The sequence below is a fragment of the Photorhabdus sp. RM322S genome (assembly GCF_042879395.1).
Classification (GTDB): Bacteria; Pseudomonadota; Gammaproteobacteria; order Enterobacterales; family Enterobacteriaceae; genus Photorhabdus; species Photorhabdus khanii.
Genome location: NZ_JBHFKW010000051.1, coordinates 16962 through 29094 on the forward strand (window position 1 = coordinate 16962; position 12133 = coordinate 29094).

The 12133-nt window shown below is 43.6% G+C and carries 3 protein-coding genes; all 3 read right to left on the reverse strand.

The genetic code is table 11. The features are described from left to right. Positions 1 to 6: 6 nt before the first annotated feature. Entirely contained in the window at positions 7 to 9051 is a 9045-nt protein-coding gene (locus ACGF63_RS20200) for an amino acid adenylation domain-containing protein (RefSeq protein ID WP_387632844.1), read from the reverse strand. A 144-nt stretch (positions 9052 to 9195) separates the two neighbouring features. Further along, positions 9196 to 10974, reverse strand: coding sequence for an ABC transporter ATP-binding protein (locus tag ACGF63_RS20205; protein WP_152963128.1), 1779 nt, complete (start codon positions 10972 to 10974; stop codon positions 9196 to 9198). Positions 10975 to 11029: 55 nt separating this feature from the next. Then, the coding region (locus ACGF63_RS20210; RefSeq protein ID WP_387632845.1) for a thioesterase domain-containing protein at positions 11030 to 12133 on the reverse strand (1104 nt) is incomplete at its 5' end.

Sequence of the window (12133 nt, forward strand, 5' to 3'; positions counted from 1 at the left end):
TAACCCTTAGTTCTTATTAATCAGGGACAGGATGATGCTGTCAGAAAGATCGCAGAGTACCGGTGTTTTAAATACCGAGGAGAATGACAGCAAAAAGCCGGTTTCTTCCTGAAGCCGAAAGACAAACCGAACAACCAACAGTGACTGTCCCCCCAATTGGAAGAAGTTATCATTTCGGCCTATCTTATTGACCGCTAAAAGCTCTTGCCAAAGGCTGATAAGCATTTCTTCCAGTTCATTCTGAGGCGGTTCATAGTGCGAGGCGGCGTAGGCTGTCTGGTCAGGAACCGGCAACGCTTTTCGATCAACTTTACCGTTTGGACTCAACGGCAGAGAGTCAAGTATCACATAAGCTGCGGGTATCATATGCGGGGGTAAATGATCACGCAGATAATGGCGTAACGTTTCCAGTAAGTTCTTATTATTCGCCTCAGAAGATAAAACTAAATAGGCAACCAAGCAGGGAGTCTCACCCACATCGTTTCGGGCAATAACCACAACTTGCTCAATATCGTTATATTGCTCAATAAGCAGCTCAATCTCTCCAGGTTCAATGCGAACGCCCTGAATTTTGATCTGACGATCATTGCGGCCTATATACTCAATATTGCCGTCATGATCGTAACGGGCTAAGTCTCCACTCCGGTACATGCGGGAACCGGGTTGAGTACAGAATGGATCATGAAGAAAACGTTCAGCCGTTAATTCTGGTTGTTTTATATAACCTCTGGCAACCCCTGCACCACCAATATAAATTTCGCCTACAGCCCCCAATGGCACCAGATTCTGATAACGGTCCAACAAATAAATGGAAGTATTCGCAATAGGCCGTCCAATGTGATGCTTAATATCATCCGCACTAAACACTCCAAACGTTGAATCAACCGTGGTTTCTGCCGGTCCGTAGTTATCAATAAGCGTACATCCTGCTGGCAAATCGGCATGAGCCAGAGTGCATTTGTCTCCCCCGGTCATCAAGTATTTTAATGAAGCAGGCAGTTTGCCTCTTTTAACACTTTCCGACGCCAGAGGCGCAACCAGATACATCAAATCAATGGGCTGACTGGCTCGCCAGTCCATGCTGAATATCGGGTTACTACTCTCTTCCAGTGGCGGCAATAGCAACTGAGCACCACTGCATAACGCAAATAACAGCTCTCTGACCGAGACATCAAAGGAAATACTGACCGTCGGCGTGGTCACAAAACCTAAAGGCAGCATTATGCTATTCATCATGCAATTGATGAGGTTCACGATATTACGATGTTCAACCATGATGCCTTTCGGTTGCCCGGTTGAACCCGAAGTGTAAATCACATAGGCCAAATGACTTGAATTCAGACCGGCTATTTCTGGATTGTGATTCAAGCCTGAACAATCTATCGGGCGGAATAGATCAAAACCTTTTTTAACCAAGTCATATTCTGTTTTTAATGCTTCCTCCCCGCTTTTATCGTACAAAACCAGCACAGGTTCTGCATTTTCTACAATATACCGCAAACGTTCATGCGGATAGCGGGGATCAATAGGCACATAAGCCCCACCGGCTTTGAGTATTGCCAATAGCCCCACGACCATCTCAGGGCTTATTTCCGCACAAACAGCAATCCGGGCATCGGGAATAACGCCTTGAGCAATTAAGGCATGAGCTAACTGATTTGCCCGGTGGTTGACCTCCATATAACTGAGAACTTCCCCATCAAAAACAATCGCTGGAGCGTCTGGATTTGTTTCTGCCCACTGCTCAAACAAACGATGAATACAAAGTTCAGCAGGATAAGACGCTTGCGTCCGGTTCCACTCCTCAAGCAATAACTGAACCTCATTCTGCGGCAGAATATTAAGCTGGCACACAGGCAGCTCTGAGTGTTCATTTAACGACCATACAATTTGTTCCAGCGCCTGCTGAATATAGCCACACAGCCGTACCGCTGAAAGGGGAGCCACAACCTGAACCGTTAAGCCTAAACTGTTGCCGTTATCCTCTACCGAGAGATTCAAAGGGTAGTTACTTCTCTCTTCTTCTCCAAGTCGCTCTACATTGCGTAAAGAGCAAAAACCGGATTTCCCGCTATCCATTTGCCGGTTATGCCGGTAGTTAATCAGTGTGGTAAACAGTGGCGTTGGTGCAACGACACCACTACAACGTTGCGCCTCCGCCAGCGGCGTATGCTCATAGGCAAGCAGTTGCGACAAACGTTCGTGAGTTTGGATTAATGCATCAGCTACGTTTTGAGTATCAATATCCATCCGTAGTGGCAAGGTATTAATAAATAGCCCCATTCCTTGTTCAGCGCCGGTATGACTTCCCATTCGGCCAAACAGTACTGTCCCGGTAACCACCTGTTGCCGGTCGCTGCTTTTCGCCAGCACCAGCCCCCAGCCCAAATGCATCAGGCTGGCTAGGCTGACACCGAAGTGCCGTGCTAAACCACGTAACGCAACATTAAGTTCATAAGGCAGCTCAAGGTGATATTCATCTACCTGACCGCCATCTTGTTCCACATCATAAATAGCAAAAGGTGCGGTAGGTTCATCAATATCAGCTAATAAAGCACGAAAATAAGCTTCATAAGCTCGGTTCTCATTCGCTCTGCGGGCACAGGCAACCAAGTTGCGATAAGGTACAGGTATGGATAATTGTTCTGCCTGTCCGGACAACAACAGGCTGATTTCATTATGCATCACATCCAAAGTGGCATGGTCGCCGATCAGATGATGCATCACCTCCTGTACCAGCCAGCGCTCACTGCCAGGTTCTTGTGCAATGAACAAACGCAATAAAGGCGCTTCATTCAATGCCAAACGATGATGAGCAAGGGTATGATGAGCCGCTAACTGCTCTATAAAGGGTATGGATGATCCCGCTGCGAGGGAGACTTCTGTCACCTGTAGCAAAGCTGATTTTAAAACGACCTGTACCGGCCCACAGCTAAGATCCTCTGCCAGAAATACGGTGCGCAGAATATCGTGACGATTCACCACCTGCTGTAACGCGTCGATATAAGCATCAAGACTTTGCCGATCGTTAAAAGCCAACCTGAATATAACCTGATAAGGGTCGCCTTCCTGAGCCAACAGATGGTGGAATAAGATACCATCCTGTAACGGTGCTAAAGCATAAATATCCTGAATATTGCTCACCCCTCCCGGTACTTTCCCAATCAGCTTATCGATATCAGTCTGGTTCATGCTAACCAACGGCAGCATTTCCGGCACAATTCGCTCACCGTCAGCACCAATCAAATTAGCGGGTATTAATGATCCCTCATCCGCTTCTTTAAGTATCGCAGCCTGATCCGCTAACTTTGATGTAGAAAAAAGAGAGCCAGCCGGAACGACATAACCCCGTTTTCTTAATAATCCCATCAACTGTATAACGAGTAGAGAATGGCCCCCGAGAGAGAAAAAATTATCAAAGCGACTCACTTTCTCAATACCCAGCAATTCACACCAAATATCAGCCACCATCTGTTCGATTTCCCCATGAGGGGCTTGATAACTCTGATGTTCATAGGCAGAAATATCGGGAGCAGGTAATGCCTTACGGTCAATCTTGCCATTGGGTGTCAGCGGCAGGCGCTCTAATACAACAAAAGCCGCAGGAACCATATATTCCGGCAACATAGCCAACAGATATTGCCGCAAAGTCGCCACCAGTGGTTCTTTAGCCACATCAGCGGAAATAACGATATAAGCGACTAATCGCTTACCAGTAGTACGGTCTTCACGGGCAATAATGGCGGATGACAGAACCCTGGGATGGTTATCAAGACACGCCTCAATCTCGCCCGGTTCAATACGATAACCACGGATCTTAATCTGATGATCGTTACGACCAAGATATTCAAGATTACCTTTGTCATTATAACGGGCTAAATCACCGCTGCGGTACATACGTGCATGAGGTTCAGGATGAAAAGGATCAGGAAAAAAGCGTTCCGCGGTGAGTTCAGGACGGTTTAAATAACCCCGGGCAACCCCTTCGCCGCCAATATACACTTCGCCAATAGCACCTGAGGGAACAAGCAGTTGCTGATCATCAAGTAAATAAATACGTGCATTCGTGACGGGCCGCCCAATATAGTTGCCATATTCTGCGCTGGTTACCTGCTGAGTCGTAGCAATAATTGTTGCTTCTGTTGGCCCATAAGCATTAATCAGCATCGGCCTGTGGCCTTTAGCATTAAACCATAAATCAAAAGCAGATTTCTTTGCCGCTTCCCCACCGATAATCATTAACCTAATGGAATCAGGCAACGAGCACTGTTGCATTTTGTCCGCAATCTCAGACCAAAAAACCGCAGGTAATAACATCGTCGTAATTTTGTTAACGTCACAGCAATCCAAAAACGTCTGAGCAGAGGTGACCCAACTCTCATCACGCAATACAAGGGTTGCACCATGAGACAGTGATGAAAATATTTCCTCTACAGAAGCATCAAACGAGATGGAAGAAAATTGTAACACTCTATCTTCGGCGGAAATGGCAAACTGATCTTTGAAAAAACACGCTCTCTGATAAATTGCCTGATGTTCTATCATTACCCCTTTCGGCCGCCCTGTAGAACCTGACGTATAGATCACATAAGCCAGATTTTTAGCTGTTAACGCAGTCATTACCGGGGAAGCTTCACTCCTATCCGCAAATAATGCCAACTCAAGCATTAAGCAAGCACTATCTTCAATAGAGACTGCTTTCAGTACCTCTTTTCCTACAGCATCATGTAATAACAGAGTGGGTTGAGCATCCTCAAGGATATAGTGTAAACGCTCTGGCGGATAAACAGGATCAAGAGGAACGTAAGCACCGCCGGCTTTTAATATGGCTAATAAACCAATAATCAGCTCAAAACCTCTATCCGCACAGATCGCAACCCGCATATCAGGCTTAACACCTTTTGCGACAAGGCAATGTGCCAGTTTATTCGCCCAACGATTCAGCTCTGCGTAACTCAGCACTTCCCCTTTAAATATCAGTGCTGTAGCTTGGGGATTTGCTTCTGCCTGTTGTTCGAAAAGCGTGTGAATACAACAGGCAAGAGGATAATCAATTCGGGAATTGTGCCAGGTATTTAGCAGCCGAATCCGTTCATCTGTGAGTAATATATCTAATTGACAGACAGGCCGTGTCGGCTGTTGCTCCAGTGCCAGAACAAGCTGTATCAATGTCTGTTGAACATAGTCACAAATTTGGATCGCTGACAAAGGAGTTACGACCTGTGCAGACAAAGATAAGCTAAGGTCGTCATCTTCTATTGACAAGCTAAGTGGATAGTTACTGCGCTCCTCTTCCCCCAAAAACTCAATTCCCAGCGAACGAAAGGCTGCCGTCTTTTCTTCTACCCGTGTTTGACTATGACGATAGTTCAGTAATGCGGTAAATAACGGTGCGGGTGCGGCAACTGAACTACAGCGTTGAGCTTCTACTAATGGTGTGTGCTCATAGCAAAGCAGCTCAGATAGCCGTTTGTGCGTATTGACTAAAGCATCAGCTACACTGCTTTTATCAATATCTAACCGTAACGGCAGCGTATTAATAAACAGTCCAATCCCCTGTTCAGCACCAAATTCTCCCCCCATGCGACCGAATAAGACCGTTCCCGTAACAACCTTTTGCAAGCCACTGCTTTTAGCCAATAAAACGCCCCAAGCCAAATGAACTAAACTCGCCAGGCTCACACCATAATGCCGGGCTAAATTACGCAGGGAAGCATTGAGCTCATCTGGCAGCTCACGATAACATTCGTCGAATTGAGTATTACTCTGCACCGCGTCATACAGATTAAATGGGGCGGTTGGCTCATCAATATTTGCAAGCATACGGCGGAAATAATCTTCATAACGCTGGTCTTGATTCGCCATAGAAGCGGTTGCAATGAGATTACGATAAGGTTCAGCCACCGGTAGAGAGTCAGCATTGTGTCCTGCTAACCGTGTTTCTATCTCATGATGTATTAACGCCAGTGTGGTGTTATCCCCAATTAAATGGTGCATCACTTCCAGTACCAGCCAACGCTCACTATCTGGTTCCTGAGCGATAAACAGACGCAGTAACGGAGCTTCACTTAAGTCTAATTGATGGTGCGAAAGCGTGTGCCTTGCCGCCAATTGTTCGCTATACGACATGGAAGATTCAGCACAAAGTGTCACGTCTTCAATGTGTAACGGGGCTTCCCGAAGCACAACCTGCACCGTCCCACAGTCCAGTCCATTGCGGAAGAAAGCACTGCGCAAAATATCATGACGTTCAATAACCTGTTGTAACGCCTTAATATAATTATCTAAGCAGGATCGGTTATCAAACGCGAGACGAAAGATCATTTGATAAATATCCCCTTCGCCAGACAACAAATGATGGAATAAAATTCCGTCCTGTAACGGCGACAATCCGTAGATATCCTGAATATTTGTGACACCACCCGGAACCTGAACGACTAACCGATCGATATCCGTCTGGCTCATCTCAATTAAAGGCAGCATCTCAGGGATAATCTTATGGCATTTGGTGCCAATCCGATTCGGTGGAATGGTTATCGTATTGTCTGAATCACGCAGCAACTCGGCCTGTTCAGCTAAAACAGGTGTTAAAAACAGAGACCCAGCCTGAACGGTATATCCTGCTTTTCTCAGCTGACTAATCAACTTAACCGTCAATAACGAATGTCCGCCAAGCGAGAAGAAATTATCATGGCGGCTAATACGCTCAATACTCAGCAATTGCCCCCAGATTTCCGCCAGGAGAGACTCTTTTACTCCCTGCGGGGCTTCATAATCCTGACGATAATAAGCGGATTCATCCGGTACAGGCAGCGCAGCACGATCAAGTTTGCCATTGAACGTCAGCGGAAGTTGTTTCAAGGCAACAAAAGCAACGGGAACCATGTAATCTGGCAGGCTGGATAACAAGTGCTGACGTAAAACCGCAGCGACTGATTGCTGATTTAGCTCAGGTGATAACTCCAGGTATGCCACCAGCTGTTTGTCACCTTTTTCGTTTTCAATAGCAACTACTGCCGATGCCAGTACCGATGGGTGTGCAAGCAGACGAGCCTCTATTTCTCCGAGTTCAATACGAAAACCACGGATCTTAATCTGGTAATCATTGCGGCCAATATACTCAAGATTACCGTCATCTCTGTAACGCACCAGATCACCTGTGCGATACATACGATTCTCCCCTTCTGAATGAAAAGGATCTGGGAAAAAGCGTTCTGCCGTAAGTTCTTCACGGTTTAAGTAGCCCCGCGCAACACCCATTCCACCAATATACAGCTCACCAACAGCACCTAAAGGGACGGGCTGATGTTGGTTATCTAACAAATAAATACGCGTATTAGCGATAGGTTTACCGATCGATGGATAGTTGGCAACCGCAAGCTCTTCATCCTCTAAAATATGGGCTGTAGACCAAATCGTGGTTTCTGTTGGGCCATACAAATTCCAGACAGAGTGACTATTTACAGATAAAACGTTAGCCAAGCTTATTGGCAGTGCTTCTCCCCCACATAATATTTTTATATTGTTTAAAAACTGAGTATCTTCATTGGTAATCAGGCTATAAGTCGAAGGCGTGCCTTGGATCATTGTGATCTGATTGCCCAGCAACATTTTGACTAAGGCCTCTTTATTGAGGAATATTTTTTTGTGGGCAATAAACACCGCTGAGCCATTAATTAATGGCAGGTATATTTCCAACGCCACAAGATCAAATGAAATCGTACTGGAAAATAATATCCTTTCCTTGTGGGTAAAATTCAGTTTATTACTCATTGCCAGCAATAGATTTACCAGGCTTCGATGTTCAATCATGACTCCTTTAGGATTTCCCGTCGAACCAGAGGTGTAAATCACATAAGCCAAGTGACGTGAAGTTAAAGCGGGTATATTCGGATTTTCTTTCGATAAATCCGACAATGTTAACTGGCTAATATCTAAACTCTTCTTCCCGGTTTTGAGATAAGCCGTTAATACTGCATTGCTTTGTGTATCGTACAATACAACTTCTGGTGCAGCATCGTCCAAAATATAGTGCAACCGTTCTGGCGGATAATCTGGATCCAACGGCACATAACACCCTCCTGCCTTTAAAATTGCCAGCAGACTGATAATAGCTAATGGGCTTCGTTCAACACAAATAGCCACCCGGCTGTCAGGAACAACCCCCTGAGCAATTAAAAAATGGGCTAACTGGTTTGCCCGACAGTTAAGTTCCGCATAACTCAGGGTTTCACTATAAAAAACCAGCGCCGTTGCTTCTGGATGAGTTGCAACCTGTTGTTCAAACAACGTATGAATGCAAACATCGTCCGGATAGTCAGATTGAGTATCGTTCCAGAGATCCAATAATAACGTGCGTTCTTCAGGAGGTAATATATCAAGCTGGTTGATAGCAAAATTCGGCTGTTCATGCAGCGCCCATACCAATTGCGCCAATGTCTGCTGCAAATAACCTGATAATCGTTTGGCGGATACAGAGGCTGCCATCAAACATGTCGTTAATGTTAGATGTATACCGTCATCAACAGTGGTCAGGGTTAACGGTAAACGGTGATCCACTTCTTTCCCCAGGCCATTTCTCCAACAGGCTGGGTTATTGTCAGATTGGCATTGGTAGTCGCTGAATGCAAGAAGCGGCGCAGCAACCGTATATTCATTTTCAGTATTAACTGACGGCGATGACAGACATTGTTCTACAAACCGTAACGCATCACTGACACCCTGATCATGGCAACTTAAATGTAAAGATAAAATAGACTGACCAGCCTGATTGTGCTGGTCGGCACCGATTTGAGTATTTTGTCGTATACCAATAACGACCTGCTCTTGACCGCTATATTTTGCTAACACAACCCCCCAGGCAAGGTGAAAGAGGCTGGCAAAACTCACTGCCAAACTATCACATTGAAAACGCAACTCAGTCGTGAATTGAGGTGATAATTCCAGGCAATACTCATCAAATTGATGAGTATTCTCAGTCAAGAACAGATTAGGGTAACAATGACCAATTGACATTTCTGATAATACAATATTTCTATTTTTATCACACATAAATAGGGCGTCCAATTTTATTGAATGAATTAAATATTTCCATTTGAATGACAGGTTAATTAAGAATATAAATCGCAATAACTCAGAACAATTAACCATTTTCAATTAACATGCTTAATTTTTAAAAATCTCCAATTAAATAAATCAATAATATTGTTTTTTCTGAGTATTGTATAAATAAGAATAATAACCTTCTTTTTTCAATAACTCTTCAGGGCTGCCATCCTCGACTAATTCACCTGATGCCAATACAATGATTCTATTAACGTGTTTAAGACCACCCAATCTATGCGTTATCATAATCGAAGTTTGTCCTTTAGAAAGTTCATAGAATGTATCAAAAAGATAGGCTTCTGCTTTCGGATCAATAGCACTGGTAGGTTCATCAAATATAATGACAGAACCACCGGAGAAAAAAGATCGCGCCAAAGAAAGCCGCTGCCACTGGCCACCAGAAAGATCGTTACCGTAAAACTCTCGCCCTAACATATGATTTGCGGATGGATAACAATTGAGCTCGAAGCCAGCATCTTCACAAGCTTTAATAAACCTGGCTTTGTTATTTGACTGTTCTGAATTACCAATAGTCACATTTTCCGAAATAGATAAATTATATTTACCAAAATCTTGAAACAAAACCGAAAATTCTTTATACCAGACATTAATATCAATAGTTGATATATCAACCCCTCCCATAGTAATAACACCCTCAGTCGGTTTGTATAATCGACACAGTAGTTTTATTAATGTTGATTTTCCAGAACCATTTTCACCAACGATAGCTATATTATCATTTGGATAAAGTGTAAAATTAATATTTGATAATGTTTTATCTGTTTCATTATACGAGAAACTGACATTCTCAAACTTAATCGTTCTGTCTTCAGGCATGGCTGATAACACATATTTTTGCTCTTGGTTGGAAGCCAGATTTTCTATTTCTTTGAGTCGATAGAAAAAAAGCTGAGATACCCCAAGATTGCTGAATGAAAAAACAAGCCATTGACAAGAAGCGCAAAACAGAGAAATCGACTGTATAATCCCAACCATTCCGCCCAAAGAGATCTCCCCTTTTATAATGTTACTCACAATCCAGTACATAGAGAGAATTGATACCGCTAAATAAACAGCATTCCAAAGTTGAGGGATATAGAGCTGTTTTTTCCTCACATGATTCAACTCTTTTTCAAGATTCTTAAACTCCTTTTCATGCTTTCCCATAAAAAAAGTAGAAAGACCGTACATCTTAATTTCTTTTATCAAATGTATGTTCAGCATGACGCTTAAATAGTAGATAATTAACCGGGATGTTAACCCTTTGCCAAGCATCGTTTCAAATACATCAATCTGCGCTTTCGTTAACGACAGTGTGACAGGAATTATCGGTAATAAAAGTGCAAAAGGTAACCACCAACTTAATGAGGCCAAGATGATAGACAGTGAGATAAGCGTAATACTCCCTTTTAAACAATCAATGAGACTAATCAGAAAACTAAGTGGTTTGTAGGATGCCTCTTTCGATAAGACGTCAAATGTATTATGAACCTCCGGCTGTTCCATAATTTTCAAATCAGTAATATTGGCAGTTAGCGTCATTATTCTCACTTGTATCGCGTAGGATGCCCGCTGATTCATCATGGTTTGTATTGTTGTCACAAAAGGCGTGATTATTCCTGGTAAAATAAGCGACAACATCCAGAAAGAAACCATTATATACAAATCATCAAAAAACCCATCGCTTATCCTATTGATAATATCAATACTCAATACGACACCAATCGTTGGCAGCACAGCTTGGATCAAAATAAGAAATAAAAATATAAAGAAATAAACCGGCATCGTTTTATATAAGATAGCCAGGGAGTAAAAAAATACACTCACCTTTTCCTGGTAATTTTTCATTAAGACCTCAAAAATAAACATCACCTTCACAACTCCTCAACCTATTCAGCTGAGGAGCCGATTCAATTTTATTTACTCAATTAAACACCCGGGATAATTCATCAATCAATACGCTTCTGTGCGCTTTATCAGACATCATGCTGGCATGATCACCGGGTATTTTGACAGAAACTATTTTGTCTACCGTAATACTATGTTCCCAACCCAGCGTTTTAGTCGGTTGCCAAACATTCTCTTCGCCGGACATTCCCTTTGTCACAAACTCATCCGATGAATGATAAATATGAATCCGACCATCAACGGCAGGAGGAACATAGTCAGCAATCGCTTTAATCATTCGATCCCTCTGCTCCCAACGGTGGGCTTCACCCGGTACATCGAACACGTCATCAAGATAAGATGACTGTTTTAAACAGGAGATAAAATCAGCCAGATGCTCAAATTCACGCTGCTGCAACGCCTCAACTAACGGTTCATTATGCCGAATAATGCCATCCAGAATGAGTGAATGTAATATAAGCTCCTTAGGTCCGTACTTTCTCGTTTCCTCTGGCAATAAACGTGGGTGTAATACATCAATGAGCCCGATAAAATCTACATTTAAATTCATTCGCTGTAATTTTTCCGCAATAGCATAAGTTAATATGCCACCCGCCGAATAACCAACCAGACGATACCGTTCACAACCGCGCTGGCTTAAAATTAACGTGACCATCTCATTAACAATCTGTTCCATATTTCCCCCGCGCTCTACGGAGGGCCAAGGTACACCAAAGCAGGAATACTCCCCTGGCAGCACTTGCGAAATTTCATTGGCATACCACAGATCACCTTCTCCGGTCGGGAGGAAGAAGAGACAAGCTTGTGCATTACCCTTTTTAAAAGGAATTAATGCGGGTTGATTGAAATGTCGCTCTCCTCTTAACACCAAAGCGTATTGAGAGAGGGTTGGATTTAACATCAAATCACGAATTGATGAACAATAGCCTTTTTTCTTCAATTCAAAAATAAATTGAGTGGCCAGCAGAGAATGTCCGCCCAGTGCAAAAAAGTTATCATGCCGGCTTACCTGCTCTACCCCCAGCAACTCACGCCAGATAGTCGCCAGCGTATACTCAATCTCACCCTGTGGTGCTTTATAAACTTCGCGGGCCAATGCCATCTGATCCGGAGCAGGCAG